Annotated in this window: 15 protein-coding genes; 8 read left to right on the top strand and 7 right to left on the bottom strand. The window is 70.7% G+C overall.

From position 1 onward, the window contains the following. The 3 genes from ACVCAH_RS20340 to ACVCAH_RS20330 form a co-directional block, all read right to left on the bottom strand. Nucleotides 1-274 (bottom strand): helix-turn-helix domain-containing protein (locus ACVCAH_RS20340; RefSeq protein ID WP_447137752.1); only part of this gene is annotated, 274 nt, incomplete at its 3' end. Between the two features lie 30 nt (nt 275-304). Then, the gene (locus ACVCAH_RS20335; RefSeq protein ID WP_447137751.1) at nt 305-808 is read right to left on the bottom strand and encodes a hypothetical protein; all 504 of its coding nucleotides are present in this window, start codon (nt 806-808) and stop codon (nt 305-307) included. Between the two features lie 78 nt (nt 809-886). Then, nucleotides 887-2,137, bottom strand: coding sequence for a hypothetical protein (locus tag ACVCAH_RS20330; RefSeq protein WP_447137750.1), 1,251 nt, complete (start codon nt 2,135-2,137; stop codon nt 887-889). Nucleotides 2,138-2,298: 161 nt separating this feature from the next. On the opposite strand from ACVCAH_RS20330, the gene ACVCAH_RS20325 reads away from it, so the two are divergent. The 4 genes from ACVCAH_RS20325 (at nt 2,299) to ACVCAH_RS20310 (ending at nt 9,280) form a co-directional block, all read left to right on the top strand. Next, nucleotides 2,299-3,870 carry an NAD(P)/FAD-dependent oxidoreductase gene (locus tag ACVCAH_RS20325; protein ID WP_447137749.1) on the top strand — a complete coding sequence of 524 codons (1,572 nt, stop codon included), beginning with the start codon at nt 2,299-2,301 and terminating at the stop codon, nt 3,868-3,870. Nucleotides 3,871-3,963: 93 nt separating this feature from the next. After that, nucleotides 3,964-4,971, top strand: a complete 1,008-nt coding sequence (locus ACVCAH_RS20320; RefSeq protein ID WP_447137748.1) for a phosphotransferase family protein — start codon at nt 3,964-3,966, stop codon at nt 4,969-4,971. Nucleotides 4,972-5,643: 672 nt separating this feature from the next. Further along, the gene (rph, locus tag ACVCAH_RS20315) at nt 5,644-8,241 is read left to right on the top strand and encodes a rifamycin-inactivating phosphotransferase (protein ID WP_447137747.1); all 2,598 of its coding nucleotides are present in this window, start codon (nt 5,644-5,646) and stop codon (nt 8,239-8,241) included. 316 nt (nt 8,242-8,557) lie between these two features. Next, nucleotides 8,558-9,280, top strand: a complete 723-nt coding sequence (locus ACVCAH_RS20310; RefSeq protein WP_447137746.1) for an aminoglycoside phosphotransferase family protein — start codon at nt 8,558-8,560, stop codon at nt 9,278-9,280. A gap of 79 nt (nt 9,281-9,359) precedes the next feature. Here ACVCAH_RS20310 and ACVCAH_RS20305 read toward each other — a convergent pair whose 3' ends face one another. Continuing rightward, on the bottom strand, nt 9,360-9,950 hold the full coding sequence (locus ACVCAH_RS20305) for a DinB family protein (protein WP_447137745.1): 591 nt from the start codon (nt 9,948-9,950) through the stop codon (nt 9,360-9,362). Between the two features lie 307 nt (nt 9,951-10,257). Beyond that, on the bottom strand, nt 10,258-10,866 hold the full coding sequence (locus ACVCAH_RS20300) for a TetR/AcrR family transcriptional regulator (protein WP_447137744.1): 609 nt from the start codon (nt 10,864-10,866) through the stop codon (nt 10,258-10,260). An 81-nt stretch (nt 10,867-10,947) separates the two neighbouring features. Between ACVCAH_RS20300 and ACVCAH_RS20295 the strand changes: the two genes are divergently transcribed. From ACVCAH_RS20295 to ACVCAH_RS20280, 4 genes are all read left to right on the top strand, one after another. Next, nucleotides 10,948-11,196 (top strand): alpha/beta hydrolase family protein, encoded by a 249-nt coding sequence (locus tag ACVCAH_RS20295; RefSeq protein ID WP_447137743.1) that lies wholly within the window; start codon nt 10,948-10,950, stop codon nt 11,194-11,196. A gap of 15 nt (nt 11,197-11,211) precedes the next feature. Further along, nucleotides 11,212-11,805 carry an alpha/beta hydrolase family protein gene (locus ACVCAH_RS20290; protein WP_447137742.1) on the top strand — a complete coding sequence of 198 codons (594 nt, stop codon included), beginning with the start codon at nt 11,212-11,214 and terminating at the stop codon, nt 11,803-11,805. Further along, a complete protein-coding gene (locus ACVCAH_RS20285; RefSeq protein WP_447137741.1) occupies nt 11,802-13,157 on the top strand; it encodes a YbfB/YjiJ family MFS transporter in 1,356 nt (451 codons plus the stop codon). The genes ACVCAH_RS20290 and ACVCAH_RS20285 overlap by 4 nt, the downstream gene beginning before the upstream one ends. A 110-nt stretch (nt 13,158-13,267) precedes the next feature. After that, nucleotides 13,268-14,101, top strand: coding sequence for an SAM-dependent methyltransferase (locus ACVCAH_RS20280; RefSeq protein WP_447137740.1), 834 nt, complete (start codon nt 13,268-13,270; stop codon nt 14,099-14,101). 97 nt (nt 14,102-14,198) lie between these two features. Here the strand turns inward: ACVCAH_RS20280 and ACVCAH_RS20275 are convergent, their stop codons facing one another. Further along, nucleotides 14,199-15,275, bottom strand: a complete 1,077-nt coding sequence (locus tag ACVCAH_RS20275) for an MFS transporter (RefSeq protein WP_447137739.1) — start codon at nt 15,273-15,275, stop codon at nt 14,199-14,201. 58 nt (nt 15,276-15,333) lie between these two features. After that, on the bottom strand, nt 15,334-15,996 hold the full coding sequence (locus ACVCAH_RS20270) for a response regulator (RefSeq protein ID WP_447137738.1): 663 nt from the start codon (nt 15,994-15,996) through the stop codon (nt 15,334-15,336). Nucleotides 15,997-16,043: the final 47 nt, after the last annotated feature.

Genomic DNA, 16,043 nt, shown 5'->3' with positions numbered 1-16,043 from the left:
GCCACCACGGCGCCACCTCACCCTTCGCCGCGTTCCACGCCCGGCGAAACGCCGGCAACGACCAACCAATCGCGGGGGTCAGGCGCTCATCGCAGACGCCGTAGCTGCGTTCGGCAGCCCGCTGATCCATCACCACCCTAACCCGGGCCAGTCCCCAGTTGTACGCCTTACGGGCAGCACCAGCATGCCCAAGCACCGCCCGCTCCTGCACCGGGGACAGGTCCAACGCGAACCGGTACGCCTGCACCACGCACAACCGGTCCCGCTGTTCCACGGCAGGCACGATAACGACCCGGTACGACATTCACCCGCAATCACCACGACCACACCCCAACCGCCCCCGACCACCCGACCCACACCCCACCACCCACGCCGCAAGCCACTGCCTCAAGGCCACCAACACATACCAACGCCTACTCAACCGGCAGCAGTTGACAATCCCTGAGGCTGCCGGAACACCGGCGCCGGCCAGCCGGGGATCGGCGCGGAGCAGGTCGCGGGACACCCGGTGCGGCTCGGGCAGCACGGTCAGGTCGAGCGGCAGCGTCCAGGTGTCGTCCCCGGGCACCGGAGCCGCGGCGACCCGGCCGACGCCCCACACGCCGTAGCGGAGCCGGCCCCGGCTGCCGCTCGCCCAGAAGACCACCGGCTGGCCGGGACGGACCAGCCGGAGCCGGTATCTCGGGCGGACGCACCAGGCGCTGACGTGCGGGTCGCGGGCGAACCGGCCCGCCAGGTCGACCCGGTCGGCGTTCCCCTTGACCAGCCAGGCGCCCAGCCCGTCGAGGGTCACCCGGCACTCGGTCACCGGTCCATCCTGCCGTGCCCGACGCCCGACCGCATTGCCTCGGCGGCGCTCGCCCCTGGTGCGCCGCGGCCGGACCGGTCAGATGATGAAGTGGGTCCAGTAGGCCAGCCAGGTCAGGAAGAGAACGCCCTGGAGCAGGGCGAGCGCGGCGGTCAGCCAGACGTCGACGCCGGCGTGCCGGGCCCAGCGGGCCAGGGCGAGGCCGACCGGGAACGCGGCGAGCAGGTAGCGCAGCAGGCTCTTGTACACCGGTGGACCCATCGACAGCGGCACCAGCACCATGATCAGCCCGTAGACGAGGTACGGCAGGCCGATCCGCCGGGCGGCCGCGAGCAGGACGACCAGCACCGCCACCGCGATCCACACCCGCAGCGCATCCCGCGTCGGCGCCTCGGTCAGGCCGTGCCAGAGCACGCCCAGCGGGTTCTGCACCCTGATCCCCCAGCCCTTCTCCTGGGCGTGCTTGTAGGCGAACCAGTCCCCGCTCTGCCACCGGCAGAAGGCCATGAAGGTCAGCCAGCCGGCGGGCACCAGCAGCAGCGGCCAGCCGGTGCGCACGTACCGCCACAGCGCCCGTGGCCAGAGCCGGTAGCCGTGCTGGCGCAGCAGGACCAGGGCCAGCGGGAGGACCACGAAGAACCCGACCGAGCGGCTCATCGCCAGGAAGTAGCCGACCACGCCGACCACCAGCCAGCGCTGCCGCTCGGCGTAGTGGAACGCGGCCAGCGCGAGGCAGAGGAAGAGCGACTCGGTCAGCGCCGCCTGGAACAGGAACGCCGCCGGCAGCAGCACCAGGTAGCGGACGAACCGGCGGGCCGCCGCGTCGTCGCCGAGCAGCCGCTCCCCCAGCCGGTACGCGTAGTAGAGCATCAGCAGGAAGGCGACGTTGGCGACCACCAGCAGGGCCAGCGCGGTGTTCCCGCCCAGCAGCGGGGCCAACGGCCGGGCCAGGAACGGGTAGAGCAGCGGAAAGCCGAAGTCGCGCCACGGCTCGTCCAGCGGCAGCCGGGCCAGGTGGTCGTAGAGGAACGTGTCCCAGGCAAACCAGAGCGAGAACCACCGGTGGTCGGAGACCTCGCGCTGCTGCTCGCGCATCGTCGTCTCGTACGGCGGCGGCGCCCAGGGCGCCTCGTCGAAGGCGCTCAGCGCCAGCAACCCGACCAGGCTGAGCACGATCTTCGTACCGACGAAGACCGCCACCACGTACGGCCAGGGGGCCGGCACCCGGCGGGCGGCCCGGCGCGCCCCGGCGGCCAGGTCCCGGGCGCGGCCGGTGAGCCCGCCGCGCGCGGCGCCACCGGCCGCGTCGGCCCGCCCCCTGTCGACCATGCCTCTCCCGGATCCGGCCACCCGGCCACGAACGGTGCCACATCCCCGTTCCACGGCCGTTGACACGTCGGTCGTCGGGCGGGACGCCGCCCGGAACGGGGTGACATCGCCGCCAGGGCGGGTATGCGGGCCCCCTCCACGACGGCAGAAAGCGGCAGGGCATGGGTGACGAGCGCGGCACGGTGGTCATCGGCGCGGGGCCCGCGGGGCTGACCGCGGCGTACGAGCTGCTCCGGCGGGGCGCCCCGGTACGGGTGTTCGAGGCCGACGAGGTGGTCGGCGGGATCAGCCGCACCGTCGAGCGGGACGGCTGGCGGTTCGACATCGGCGGGCACCGGTTCTTCACGAAGGTGCCCCGGGTCGAGGAGTTCTGGCACGAGATCCTGCCTGACGAGGATTTCCTGCTCCGCCCCCGGATGAGCCGGATCTACTACCGGGGCGCGCTCTACGACTACCCGCTGAGCGCGACCAACGCGCTGCGCAACCTCGGGCTCCGGGAGGCCGCGCTCTGCATGGGCTCGTACGCCCGGGCCCGGTTGCGCCCGCCGAAGGACCAGTCGCACTTCGAGGGGTGGGTGTCGGCCCGGTTCGGCTGGCGGCTCTACTCGATCTTCTTCAAGACGTACACGGAGAAGGTCTGGGGCATGCCGGCCGACCAGTTGCAGGCCGACTGGGCCGCGCAGCGGATCAAGAACCTGTCGCTGGCCAAGGCGGTCCGCAACGCCGTGCTGCCCAAGCGCAACCGCAAGGACGTGACCAGCCTGATCGAGGAGTTCCAGTACCCGAAGCTGGGGCCGGGCATGATGTGGGAGCGCTGCGCCGAGGAGGTGCGCCGGCGCGGTGGCCGGGTGGACACCGGCACCTGGGTGACCGCCGTGCACCGCGACCCGGAGCATCACCGGGCGGTCGCCGTGACGGTCAACGGCGCCGGCGGGCAGCGCACCGAGCCGGCCGAGCAGGTCGTCTCCTCGATGCCGATCTCCGAACTGGTCACCGCGCTGCGCCCGGCCGCCCCGCCGGAGGTGCTGGCCGCCGCCGCCGACCTGCGGTACCGGGATTTCCTCACCGTCGCCCTGGTGGTGCCGGCGGAGTTCTCGTTCCCGGACAACTGGATCTACGTGCACGACCCGGCGGTCAAGGTCGGCCGGATCCAGAACTTCGGATCCTGGTCACCGCACCTGGTCAAGGACGGCCGCACCTGCCTGGGGCTGGAGTACTTCGTCTTCGAGGACGACGAGACCTGGCGTACGCCCGACGCCGACCTGATCGCCGCCGCCACGGCCGAGCTGGAGCGGCTCGGCCTGGTCCGGCCGGGCGTCGTCGAGGCGGGCTACGTGGTGCGGATGCCGAAGGCGTACCCGGTCTACGACGAGCGCTACCAGCACAACGTCGACGTGATCCGGGACTGGCTGGCCCGCGAGGTGCCCAACGTGCACCCGGTCGGCCGCAACGGCATGCACCGGTACAACAACCAGGACCACTCGATGCTGACCGCCATGCTCACCGCGGAGAACATCGCCTGCGGCGCCGGCCACGACGTCTGGTCGGTCAACGTGGAGCAGGACTACCACGAGGAGTCGACGGGCGCCGACGGCAACGGCCGGCACGGCACCGGCCGGGACGCGCCGATCATGCCGGCCCGGGCCATCGGGGTGACGGGCGCCAACGGGTCCGCCGGTGACGGTCGTGGGAAGGCACCGGCCGAGCAGCCGGCACAGGTACGCCTCGGCTGACCGTCCCGCCCATCCGTCCCGTTCGGGGCGGACCGGGTGCGCGACCGCGTACTAGTCTGGCGCGGTGACGCGGACGGCGCGGCGGAACGCCGGATGAGCGGGCCGAGCCCGACCCAGCGCGTCCTCTCCCCCGACGACGTGGCGGACTACGTCCGGGCCTCGTTCGGCCCGGACCGTGGCGTGGCGGACTGCGGCCCGTTGGGCGGGGGCGGCTACGCCACTGTCTGGTGGGTCCGCCTGGACGACGGCGGCGAGGTGGTGCTCAAGGTGGCTCCGCCGCCCACGGTGCCGCTGCTGCGGTACGAGCGCGGCCTCACCGCCGCCGAGGCACGCTACTTCCGGCTGGTGGCGGCGCACGCACCGCAGGTGCCGGTGCCTCCCGTGTTGCACCACGGCACCGATCCGGCGCGGGGTGAGTGGCTGGTCACCGGGCGGCTGCCCGGCCGGTCGCTGAGCGAGCTGGCGGCGTCCGGGGTGGACGGTGGCCGGGCGCGGTACGACTTCGGGACGGCGATGGCGGCCGTGCACCGGGTCACCGGCGACCGCTACGGCTACGGCTACGGACGTACCGGCGGGTCGACCTGGGCGGAGGCGTTCGCCGCGATCGTCGAGGACCTGCTCGCCGACGCCGCCGACTGGGGCGTACCCGTGCCGGCGGAGCGGATCCGGTCCCTGGTGCGACGCCACCGCCCGCTGCTCGACCAGGTGCGCCGCCCGGCGCTGGTGCACTTCGACGGCTGGGACGGCAACGTGCTCGCCGTGCCCGACGGCGACGGCCCGCCCCGGATGTGCGGGCTGGTCGACGGGGAGCGCTACCTCTTCGGCGACCCGTTGGTGGACCTGGTCTCCCCGCTGCTGCTCCGCCGGGCCGAGGACGAGCCGGACCACCCGTTCCTGCGCGGCTACGCCGCCGCCGCGGACGACCCGCCGGTCTTCGACGCCGCCGTCCGACGCCGGCTCGGGCTCTACCGGATGCACCTCTACCTGCTGATGACCGTCGAGATGCCCAGCCGCGGGATGACCCCGGATACCCACCCCGACCGGCACGCCGGGCTCGCCCGGCTGCTCGACGAAGAACTCAGCGAGCTGTCCCACGACTGAGCGGCACCGCGCTCTTGAGCACCTTGTCCGGTGCTGCGCCATGGGCACGCATAACGAACGTCAATGCAACCCGAACTTGAGCTTCGTGGGCATAGCTGGTCCTGAACCCCGGCTCGGGCGGCTCGCACCTGGCCGTGCGTTCCTTCCCCAAAAGGTCGTGGTCTGGGATGTCGCCACCCGGCGCCAGGGCCCAGTTTGACCTCTGGAGAGATCTCGACCCGCGGCTCGGAACGGAGACGCCGCCGCTTCACGAGAGGGTGTCAGTCCGCAGCGGACGACCAAAAAGTAAGGCAAGGAGATCTCACTCCTTGCCACTTCTAACATATAGCAGACTGGGGGGCTTGCCGCAAGACCCGGGTCGCGTTGCAGAATCGTCGGCCGGACCAAGAACGGACGAAGACACGGGGCCACGACGTGCGTCTGTTGTTGTCGACCTGTGGGGACGCGGTGACGTCGGACCCTGGTGGGACTGGCGGCGCGGTTGCGGGCGCTCGGCGCGGAGGTGCGGGGGTACGCGCCGCCCGACTGGCCGGTGCGGCCGGCCGACTCGTCAGACGGAAGGCAACGAGAGATGAGGGCGTGCCCAACACGAGGTTCGACAGAGCTGGAGGCGCCGGTGATTCGATCGGCCAGAGCAGTGCAGCGGAGCACCGCTGCCCCGGAGGTATCGCGATGAGCGGGCAGTACGTGTTGGGTCTTCAAGAGGTTGACGAGATGCAGGTCGCGGTCGTTGGCGGCAAGGGCGCGCACCTGGGCGGGCTGTCGCGGATCGACGGCATCCGCGTGCCGGCTGGCTTTTGCGTGACGACGCACGCCTTCCGGCGGATCATGGCGGAAGCGCCCTCGATCGACGGTCGGCTCGATCACCTGTCGCGCCTGGACCCGGACGACCGGGAGGCGATCCGCACGCTCAGCGCGGAGATCCGCCGGACCATCGAAGGGATCGCCATCCCGGGCGATCTCGCGGCGGCGATCACCCGCGCTCTCGCCCAGCTCGGCGAGCAAGCCGCCTACGCCGTCCGATCCAGCGCCACGGCAGAGGACCTGCCGACAGCCTCCTTCGCCGGCCAGCAGGACACGTACCTGAACGTCGTGGGCCCGGCCGCGATCCTCCAGCACGTCAGCCGGTGCTGGGCCTCGCTGTTCACCGAGCGGGCCGTGACCTACCGCCAGCGGAACGGCATCGACCACCGTACGGTCCACATGGCCGTGGTCGTGCAGCAGATGGTCTTCCCGCATGCGGCCGGCATCCTGTTCACAGCCGACCCCGTCACCTCCAATCGAAGGGTCGCCTCCGTGGAGGCCAGCTTCGGTCTCGGCGAGGCCCTGGTCTCCGGCCTGGTGAACCCGGACGTCTACAAGGTGCGCGACGGCGAGGTCGTCGCCAAGGCGATCGCCGCCAAGCAGCTCGCCATCCACGGCTCGCCGGCGGGCGGGACGCAGGAGCAGGCGATCGACCCGGAGCGGCAGGACCAGCCGGCGCTGACGGATGCGCAGGTCGTGCGGCTCGCCCAGCTCGGCAGGCGGATCGAAGCGCACTTCGGCCGCCCCCAGGACATCGAATGGTGCCTGGTCGACGACGGCTTCCAGATCGTCCAGAGCCGGCCGATCACCACGCTGTTCCCCATCCCCGAGTCCGGCGACCGGGAGAACCACGTCTATGTCTCCGTCGGCCATCAGCAGATGATGACCGACGCCATGAAGCCCCTCGGGCTCTCCTTCTGGCAGATGACGACCCCCGCGCCCATAGCCGAGGCCGGCGGCCGCTTGTTCGTCGACGTCACCCAAAGGCTGGCCTCGCCGACGAGCCGCGCCGGCCTCCTGGAGCTCGCGGGAAGGTCCGATCCACTGACCGGGGACCCGCTGCGGACCATCCTCGAGCGCGACGGCTTCATCCGGCCGCTCCCTGACGAGGGTCCGCCCGGGCCGCTGTTGGGCGGCGCGCCAGCCCCGATCGAGACCGACCCGGCCATCGTCACCGAGCTGATCGGGCGCAGCGAGGCCTCCGTCGCCGCCTCGGAACGCGACATCCGATCGAAGTCCGGAGAGGCGCTGCTCGACTTCATCCGGGCGGACATGCAGGAGCTGAAGCGGATCTTGTTCGATCCGCAGAGCCATCAGGTGTTCATGTCGGCGATGGAGGCCACGTGGTGGCTCAACGAGCAGCTGGAGGCGTGGCTGGGCGAGAAGAACGCCGCGGACACGCTCACGCAGTCCGTGCCCCACAACGTCACGTCGGAGATGGGGCTCGCGCTCCTCGGCGTCGCTGACGTGATCCGCCCGCATCCGGACGTGGTGGCGTTTCTGCAGCACGTCGAGGACGACGGTTTCCTGGACGAGCTGCCCAAGCTCGCGGGCGGGCGGGAAGCGCGAGACGCCATCGAGGCCTGGCTCGACAAGTACGGCATGCGCTGCGTCGGCGAGATCGACATCACGCGCCCGCGCTGGGGCGAACGCCCCTCTACGCTCTTGCCCACGATCCTCGGCAACATCAAGAACTTCGAGCCGGGAGCCGGCGAGCGGCGCTTCGAACAGGGGCGGCAGGAGGCATGGAAGAAGGAGCAGGAGCTGCTGGAGCGCTTGCGGGCCCTGCCGGACGGGAAGCGCAAGGCCGAAGAGACGAAGCGGATGATCGACCGGGTCCGGACCTTCATCGGGTACCGGGAGTATCCGAAGTACGGCATGGTCAGCCGCTACTTCGTGTACAAGCAGGCCTTGTTGAAAGAAGCCGAGCGCCTCGTGCAGGCCCACGTACTTCGGGAGAAGGAAGACATCTTCTACCTCTCGTTCCAGGAGCTGCACGACGTCGTGCGCACGAACCGCGTGGACGACCAGCTCATCGGCCGGCGCAAGGACGCGTTCAGGTCGTATCAAGCGCTCACGCCACCCCGGGTGCTCACCTCGGATGGCGAGGTCATCGCCGGAGCGTACCGACGCGACGACATGCCGGCCGGCGCGCTGGTCGGCCTACCGGTCTCCGCCGGGACCATCGAAGGGCGGGCCCGCGTCATCCTGGACATGGCACGGGCCGATCTCGAACCGGGCGACATCCTCGTCACGACCCACACGGACCCCAGCTGGACGCCCCTCTTTGTCGCCATCGCAGGCTTAGTGACGGAGGTCGGAGGATTGATGACTCACGGCGCAGTGATCGCACGCGAGTACGGACTGCCGGCTGTCGTCGGTGTGGTAGACGCCACCCGGCTGATTTCCGATGGGCAGCGGATCCGCGTGCACGGAACCGACGGGTACGTCGAGATCCTGCCTTGACCGACCAGGTAGCGCGGGGTGGTGGCTGCTCCCGTTCCTGCACCACATCAGGTCCAACACTTCGGTTTCCCTTGTCGGACGAGGATGTCCCAGTGAGCGACACACCGCATCTCGGTCCCGTTCCCCGACGCGTTGCCATCGACGCGGAACAGGTGCGTCGGCTTGTCGCCGACCAGTTCCCCCAGTGGGCCGACCTCCCGGTGCAGCCCGTCGCCAACGGTGGCTGGGACAACTGGACCTTCCACCTCGGCTCGCAGAAGTTGGTGCGTTTGCCCAGCGCATCCGAGTACGCCGAGGCGGTCGACAAGGAACACAGATGGCTACCGGCGCTCGCCCCCAAACTCCCGCTGCCATCCCCACTCCACTGGCGAAAGGCGAACCCGACGCGGGCTACCCCTACCCGTGGTCGATCTACCAATGGCTCCACGGCGAGCCTGCGAGCGCGGACCGCATCGCCGACCCCGGCCGATTCGCGCTCGACCTGGCCGAATTCTTGGCGGCCTTGCAGAGCGTCGACGCCACTGACGGTCCCCGCCCCGGACTGCACAACTGGTACCGGGGCGGAACGCTGCGTACCTACGACGGGGAAGCTCAGCGCGCGCTCACGGCACTCGACGGCCACGTCGACATCACACTGGCTCGCGAGATCTGGAAGAGCGCACTGGACGCACGCTGGGACGGCGTGGAGAGCTGGTTCCACGGTGACATCGCACAGGGGAATCTCCTGCTCAACGACGGGAAGTTGGCAGCTGTCATCGACTTCGGGACATGCGGCGTCGGCGATCCGGCCTGCGACCTGGCAATCGCATGGACATTGCTGACCGCCGACGGCCGGCAGGCGTTCCGGGAACGACTGTCCATCGATGATGCAACATGGGCGCGCGGACGCGGCTGGGCACTCTGGAAGACGCTTGTCACTTGCGCCAATACCTTGAGCGATGCCGACGACTCGACCGCGAGCGCCCTGCGCGTCCTCGATGAGATCTTCTCTGAATACGCGGTCGGCGCCATCGCGGGCGAACACACAGCAGCACCTTAGCCGAGCCCCGCTGGCGCGGCCGTCCTGCTTTGCCGATGCGCGGATGCGTACCTCACCGTCGTATCGACGGACCGGGCGGCTACTCGAATTGGTCAGAGAGCTTCGTCAGCTTGGTGACGTACGCCGGCCAGTCATGGTCGTGGGGGACGTTGGTGTTCTCCCGCCGCAAGCCGATCGCCCCGTCGTGCTGCTCGCGCATGATGTCGGCGTGACCCGCGTGGCGCGAGAGGTCGCCGATCACGTGGACGATGATCCTTTGCAGCGTCACGCCCTGTCCACCTGGCCGCCACCACGGCACCCGCCCCGGCGCGTCGAGCGGTAGCTGTTCGATGGTCTGGTCCGCGAAGACCCCGACACGGCGATAAAGGTGGATCAGCCCGTCTTTCGTCTCGTCCTCCCGTGCGTACCAGTCGGCTTGCGGATCGTCCTCGTACGCCTGCAGAGGGACCAGTTCCTCGGGCGTCGGGAACTCGCGCCCGAAGGTGGGCCCGAAGTAGCCGGCTTCGACATTGAGGCAGTGCTTGAGGACTCCCAGCAGGTTGTTGCCGGTCACGGTGCGGGGCAGTCTGGCCTCGCGCTCACTCAGCCCGTCGAGCTTCCAGATCAGGTCCTCGCGAGTCGCCTGGAGGTAGTTGTGCAGCGCCGTCTTCGGGTCGCCCAGGTCAGCCATGCCTACCAGTCTCCCTGATGCGACCGAGCCGTTCGCCGACGCACTGACAACAGTCGTGGTGATCAGGTTGGCTGACGAAGACGTCCGCTTGGCAAACGGCCGGGCGTGGTCACCACTCGGATGCCTCCGTACGCCAGGCAGCCTGCGGGTACCTGCCGGAAGATCATTACTGGCGCCCTGAGAGCGAGACGCTTGCCGGACCAGCTCCAGGTACGGTCGTCGTGCATCTGGCACGGCCACCTCGAGATCCCGGCGCACTGCCCGGGTCCGTACATGCCCTCGGCTGTCCGGGCTGCACTGAGCCGACCTACGGTCGCGGAGCGGGCGCTGGGGTTGTAATGGCGGAGCGGAGCAGGGCCAGGGCTGCCTGTTTGGCCAGGAGGGCGGCCTCGGTGTCGGCGTGATGGTCGGCCAGGACCGTGGCGCCCACTCGTAGGGCCAGGAACTGCTTGGCAAGGTGGGTGGCGTTTGGGGCACCTGCCCTGCGGGCGATGTCGGTGAGGACATCTAGCTGGCGGTCGAGGTGGTGGTGGGCCACGAGGCGGGCGTGGCCCTCGTGTTGCTGGGTGGCCGCGTTGAGGATGCCGCAACCCCGGAAGGTGGGCTCCTCGTGCCACCGGGCCAAGGCGTCGAAGACCGCGGCCAGCTGGGCGAAAGGGTCGTCGCCGGCCGCGGTCACGGCCTTGAGCACCCAGGTCATGATGCGCTGGCTGCGGGCCTCCAGGACTGCCCGCACCAGGCCCTCCTTAGACCCGAAGTGGCGGTAGAGGGTCTCCTTCGACACTCCCATCGTGGCGCAGAGCTCGGCCACGCCGATGCCGTCGAGACCACGCTGGTAGAGCAGGCCGGTGGCGGCTCGGAGGATGCCGGCGCGGGTCTGGGCGGGATCCAGGGTCGCGCCCTTGGCAACAGGCATGAAGCAGATGGTACCGCTCGGTTCGAACTGTCTGCTAGCTTATCGAACATCGAACCGAACGGTTCCATCTGAGGGGTGTCTATGACGGCCGACTTCCTTGCGACCGATCCGCCGAGCGCCGATGCCCTGGCTGGCGGCACCCCGGCGAGCACGCCGGCGGTGACGTTCGCCAGCGGGGGCCAGAGGCTGCTGGGGGTCCTGCACCTGCCGGCCGGGGAAGGGCCGCATCCGATCGTCGTGCTACTGCACGGTTTCCCAGGGAACGAGCGCAACTTCGACCTCGCCCAGGCGCTGCGCCGGGCAGGGTACGCATCGTTGGTGTTCCACTAGCGCGGCTCGTGGGGTATGGGCGGGTCCTGGTCGTGGGGCAACGTGCTCGACGATGCCGCCCGCGCGGTGGCCGGGGTCCGCGCGGATGCCATGGTCGCCGCCCATCGGCTGGACCCGGGGCGGCTGGCCGTCGTCGGGCACAGCGCCGGCGGGTTCGCGGCGCTGATGACCGCAGCCGGCGACTCGGCGGTTCGTGCGGTCGCCTCGGTGTCCGCGTTCGACTTCGGCGCCGCGGCGGTGGCCATGGTCGGCGACCCGGCGGCCCGGGCGGAATACGTCACGTCGTGGGACGGTGAGTTGGGCCCACTGCGGGGCACCAGCGGTGAGGCGCTCGTCGCCGAGATGGAGGCGGCCGGGCCGGCGTGGCGGCTGGCCGGGCTCGCGCCCAAGCTAACGGACCGGGCGGTGCTGCTGATTGGGACCAACCGCGACCCGGTCACCCCGGCCGATGTGTATCACTGGCCGCTGGTCGAGGCCTATCGTGCCCATCCGCTCGACCGGCTGGAACAGCGGGTCTTCCCGGCCGACCACGCACTGTCCGACCACCGGGTGGCGCTGGCCCGCACGGTCGTCGACTTCCTCGACCGGCACCTGCGGACACCCGCTTGACCGCGCCGGCGCGCCGGTCTGCCCCGGGCCCTGGCGCCGCGCCGGTATGGCGGTCGGCGCGCCTCGCGCTGGGGACGGCCTCGGCGCTCGGGCTGGGACGCTTCGCCTACGGGCTGGTTCTGCCGGCCATGGCTGAGCGGCTGAGCTGGGATCTCGCCCGGGCCGGCACAATGACCACGGCGAACGGGCTCGGCTACCTGGCCGGGGCGCTGGCCACCGCCGCGCTGGCCCGAAGACTCGGGGTCGCGGCAACGTTCCGGCTCGGCATGGTGCTGTGCGCGGTCTCCCTGGCGGCGACCGCCACCAGCGCCCACTATCCCGCGCTGCTCGCCGGCCGGGCGGTGGCCGGGTTCGGCGGAGCCCTGGTGTTCATCGCCGGGGCCGTCCTCGCCCCGACCGCGGTCTACTTCGCCGGCACCGGCGCCGGCATCGTGCTCAGCGCCGCCGTAGTCCCTCCCCTGCTGGACCAGCATCCGCAGCGCTGGCCGCTGGCCTGGGCGATCCTCGCGGCCGCCGCCGCCCTGGCCGCAGCGCTGAGCTGGACCGCCGCCGGGCCGGCCCCCGTCGCCGGCGCCGACCGGCCGGCGACCTCGGTCCATCGACTATGGCCGGTCGCGATCGTCTACCTACTGTTCGCCGCCGGCTACATCGCCTACATCACCTTCCTGTCGGCGTACCTGGCCGACCGGCACGCCTCAACCGTGCAGACCACTGTCACCTGGGTCCTGCTCGGCCTCGCCGTGATCGCCGCCCCGGCCCTGTGGCAACGCCCGATCAGGCAGTGGCCGGGCGACCGCACCCTCGGCGTGCTGCTGGCAGGCATAGCCGGTGCCGCCGCGCTGGCGCTACTCGCGCCCGTCCCTGCGATCGTGATCGTTTCCGCCATCACCTACGGCGCGACGTTCATGGCCGTCCCGGCCGCCGTCACCGCTCTGGTCCGCGCCACCACGACACCCAAAGGCCTGACCGGCACGCTGTCGGCTTTCACCATCGTCTTCGCCGCCGGCCAGATAGCCGGCCCCTGGCTGGCCGGTGCCCTGGCCGACCACACCACCGCCGCCGCCACCTTAGGCTGGACTGCAGCGCTATGCGCCGTAGGCGCCATCGTGGCCATAGGCTGTGCGCGAGCGCCCGCTCCCGGACCACACGGAAGCGCCGAGCCTACGATGACAAGCAACCCCACGGAACCGCTGAGCTACGTGCAGGTGGACCCCGTCGAAGTGCTGGCGGATCTTCGTCGGCGAGGCGCCGTGGGAACGGACGACGATCGTCGACAAGCCGATCGCCGAGTGCCGTCGCTGTCCGCTCCCGGCCCATCAGGTGATCGGGCAAAGGGACCATCCGGGCAGTAGCCGGCATCCCCCGCCTTCTATATGGTGGCACGGGTTGCGGGCGGTGAATTTCCCGATGACGGCTCCGCGACCTGAATGCCGCGAACGCAGTCGAACCGAAGGTGCTCATCGTGACCGTGGACTCACCGGCAAGCGACCGGCCTGAGGCTGGCAAGCTCGACGTGCAGCAGAAGATCGATACGTCGGTGCCGCACTCAGCGCGGATCTGGAACTACTGGCTCGGTGGCAAGGACAACTTCGCCGTCGACCGCGAAGCGGGCGACCAGTACCGCCAGGTCTTCCCCGGCGTCGTCCACGTCGCCCGCGCCTCCCGGCAGTTCCTCGTCCGCAGCATCAAGTTCCTCACCGGCGAGGCGGGTATCCGCCAGTTCCTCGACGTCGGCACGGGGCTGCCGACGGCCGACAACACCCACCAGGTGGCGCAGCGGATCGCGCCGGACGCCCGGATCGTCTACGTCGACAACGACCCGCTGGTGCTGGTGCACGCCCGTGCGCTGCTGGTCGGCACGCCCGAGGGCAAGACCGCCTACATCGATGCCAACCTCCACGACCCCGCCGCGGTCATCGCCGAGGCCCGCGAGACGCTCGACTTCCAGCAGCCGATCGGGCTCATCCTCAGTGGCGTCATGGGCCACGTGCCCGACTACGAAGCGGCCCGGTCGATCACGCGCCAGCTGTTGGCGCCGCTGCCGTCCGGCAGTTACCTGTCGCTCAACGACGGCACCAGCCTGATCAGCGCCGAGATGCAGAAGGCACAGGACGACTACAACGACACCGGTGCCACGCCCTACACGCTGCGCTCACCCGACCAGATCGCCGGTTTCTTCGAGGGCCTGGAACTGGTGGAGCCGGGCGTCGTGCCGTGCCCGCAGTGGCGACCCGACGCCGACGTCGACACGCCCGCCGACATCGACGCCTTCGGCGGAGTGGGACGCAAGCCCTGATCTGCGCCGGGACAACTCCTTCGGCCGACATCGGTACCGATCCGCGTTCGTAGCGAGGATGCGGTGTCTACTGTGGATGGCCTGTCGATACCGCCCGCTATCCGCGCAGGCGGGTCGCGATCCGATCTGCCTCGTCCGCGTCCAGCGGATAGGGGCTGCCGTACCGGATCGGGCCGGTGATCACGGCGGGGCCGGTGACCGCCGGCGAGCCGTGCTCGGCGGCGAGCTGACTCGCTCTGGGGTTGGGCTGGCCCGGTCGAGCCCGACCAGGGCCGTCCTCCGCGTGCCACAACGTCAGGTCGGTGCCAAGCCGGGCGGATCGGATGTTCTCCGAGCCGAGCAGGCGGGCCACCTCCTGCACGAGATCCGTCCCGACGTGGGTTGTCGTCACCTGCTGGACGCCACCGACGGTCACCAGCAGTAGCCCGGCTGCTGTGCCGCGCTCAGCTGCCGTCCCAGCATCATTTGACCGGCCCGTCGGGGCGGTCACGGTCTGACTGGACGTGCCCTGCGGCGGAGCCGGCCGGGACGCGCGCTGGATCAGCACGATGATCCCGCACACCGCGGTGGCCAGCAACGCCACCGCCCCGAAGGGCACGGCCAGCATGAAGGGCCACCGCCAACCGACCGCCCGCTGCACGAGCGCCCCGGCCACGGGCCCGAGAACCAGCGCCAGCACCACCGCGCCGGCGACGAGTGGCGTCACCCACCCGCGGCGTGCCCCCGTCTGCGCGACCAGCACGGCCGTGACGCCCCAGGCCAGACCGGCCCCGAACCCGGTCACCGCGCGCCCGAGCAGCAGCGCACCGCTCCCCGGGGCCAACGCGGTCAGCAGCGATCCGAGAACCAGCAGCACGATCGCGGACAACGCGACGGCGCTCGGCCATCGCCGGCCGCCCAGAGCGCCGATCGGAACCGCCAGTACCGCCGGCAGCAGGTAGGCGACGAAGATCCAGAGGATCGCCGAGGTCGGCAGGTCCATGTCCTGCCGCATCGCAACCCATTCCGGCCCGACGGTGACGGCGAGCAGGAAGGCACCCAGCGAGGCGGCGAGTACCGGCCCGATCAGCAGCCAGACTGGACGGACAGCCTGCGGTCGATCAGCACCGATCACGACGGGGCCTCGACCGTACGGGGGAATCTGGTTGGTGGTGCCGGAGAGGGGCGCAGTCACCCCGGCGAATATACCGGCCCGAGGTTCTGCGACAGGTAACGGTGCCGACGAGGTGGCGTCACCGGCGACGCGGCGTGATCAGCCCCGCCTCGTACGCCCACACGACCAGCTGGGCACGGTCGCGGCAGTGCAGCTTTGTCATCGCCCGGTTGACGTGTGTCTTGGCGGTCAACGGGCTGATCACCATGCGCTCGGCGATCTCGTCGTTGCTCAGCCCTCGGGCGACGAGCTCGACGATCTCCTGTTCGCGGGCGGTCAGCACGTCGCGTCCGGCCGCCGGATCGGCCGGCGGCGGGCCGGCGACGAACTCGCTGATGAGCGTGCGCGTGACCGTCGGGGCGAGCAGCGCGTCGCCGCGAGACACGACGGCGACGGCCTGCAGCAGGTCGGCGGGGTCGGCGTCCTTGAGGAGGAACCCGCTGGCCCCCGCGCGGAGTGTGGCGAAGACGTAGGAATCGAGCCCGTAGTTGGTGAGGATGAGAACGCGGACCGCGGCGAGGTCGGGATCGGCGGCGATCAGCCGGGTGGCTTCGATGCCGTCGAGTCCCGGCATCTGCACGTCCATCAGCACGACGTCCGGCCGCAGGCGCCGCGCCAGCTCGACGGCCGAAGCGCCGTCGGCGGCCTCGCCGACGACCTCCAGGTCGTCCTCGGCGTCGAGCAGTGCCCGGAATCCGGCCCGCATCAGGGCCTGGTCGTCGGCGAGCAGGACCCTGATCATGCCGGCTCCTCCCTCCGGTCGCAGCCGCCACGATCCGTGGCGGACCG

The organism is Micromonospora sp. LZ34 (assembly GCF_052981855.1).
Note: the sequence above shows the minus strand (reverse complement) of the source record. Positions and strands in the feature narration are given on the sequence as shown.

Coding starts and splice junctions, on each gene's coding strand:
- ACVCAH_RS20295 (WP_447137743.1), top strand. CDS start 10,948: ATGACGGCCGACTTCCTTGCGACCGATCCGCCGAGCGCCGATGCCCTG.
- ACVCAH_RS20305 (WP_447137745.1), bottom strand. CDS start 9,950: ATGGCTGACCTGGGCGACCCGAAGACGGCGCTGCACAACTACCTCCAG.
- ACVCAH_RS20325 (WP_447137749.1), top strand. CDS start 2,299: ATGGGTGACGAGCGCGGCACGGTGGTCATCGGCGCGGGGCCCGCGGGG.
- ACVCAH_RS20300 (WP_447137744.1), bottom strand. CDS start 10,866: ATGCCTGTTGCCAAGGGCGCGACCCTGGATCCCGCCCAGACCCGCGCC.
- ACVCAH_RS20270 (WP_447137738.1), bottom strand. CDS start 15,996: ATGATCAGGGTCCTGCTCGCCGACGACCAGGCCCTGATGCGGGCCGGA.
- ACVCAH_RS20330 (WP_447137750.1), bottom strand. CDS start 2,137: ATGGTCGACAGGGGGCGGGCCGACGCGGCCGGTGGCGCCGCGCGCGGC.
- rph (WP_447137747.1), top strand. CDS start 5,644: ATGAGCGGGCAGTACGTGTTGGGTCTTCAAGAGGTTGACGAGATGCAG.
- ACVCAH_RS20310 (WP_447137746.1), top strand. CDS start 8,558: ATGGCTACCGGCGCTCGCCCCCAAACTCCCGCTGCCATCCCCACTCCA.
- ACVCAH_RS20290 (WP_447137742.1), top strand. CDS start 11,212: ATGGGCGGGTCCTGGTCGTGGGGCAACGTGCTCGACGATGCCGCCCGC.
- ACVCAH_RS20320 (WP_447137748.1), top strand. CDS start 3,964: ATGAGCGGGCCGAGCCCGACCCAGCGCGTCCTCTCCCCCGACGACGTG.